We start from the raw sequence: 528 nt of genomic DNA on the forward strand, positions 1-528 counted from the left end.
GGCTCCGGCCAACCGGTGTCGCCGCCGTTACCGCCGGCCTGGCCCGCAGCCGGTGCTGCCGGTGCGCTCCGGTCGGCCGGCGGACGGGAATCGGTACGCGCCGGGGCGGGCATGCTCGGTACGGGCCGGGACGCGGCGGACGAAGTGCCGCCCCGCTCGCCGGCCACCTCGCAGCGGATCTGCCAGCGCTGACCCCACTCCTCGTAGAGCGCGGCGGTGATCACGGCAGCCTTGCTGGACACCATCTGCGACAGAGCCGGCGACTTGACCGTCAGCACGAGCGTGTCACCGTCGAGGTCGCGTACCACCGCCTCCCGCATCAGCGCTGCCAGCGTCTTGTTGGTCCGGTTGACCACAGCGGCAACGTTGTTCCAATCCCGCCGGACGCCAGCGAGATCCGCCGGAGCCGGGCCGGTGCTCTGCGGTGACTCAGCGGCGACCGGGTCGGGCGGTGCCGCCTCCGGAGCCGCCGGCCGAACCGGTGCTGATTGCGCCGGCCTGGCCGCCTCCGGCTGGGGTGCCGGCGCG

The 528-nt window shown here is 74.4% G+C and carries 1 pseudogene; it reads right to left on the reverse strand.

Annotation, left to right across the window (positions count from 1 at the left end):
* A pseudogene (locus ACFQ4H_RS34880) lies at positions 1 to 356 on the reverse strand (DNA polymerase III subunit gamma and tau); the annotation flags it as partial.
* Positions 357 to 528 lie beyond the last annotated feature (172 nt).

Origin of the sequence: Micromonospora sonneratiae (assembly GCF_042679305.1) — a bacterium.
Classification (GTDB): Bacteria; Actinomycetota; Actinomycetes; order Mycobacteriales; family Micromonosporaceae; genus Micromonospora_H; species Micromonospora_H sonneratiae.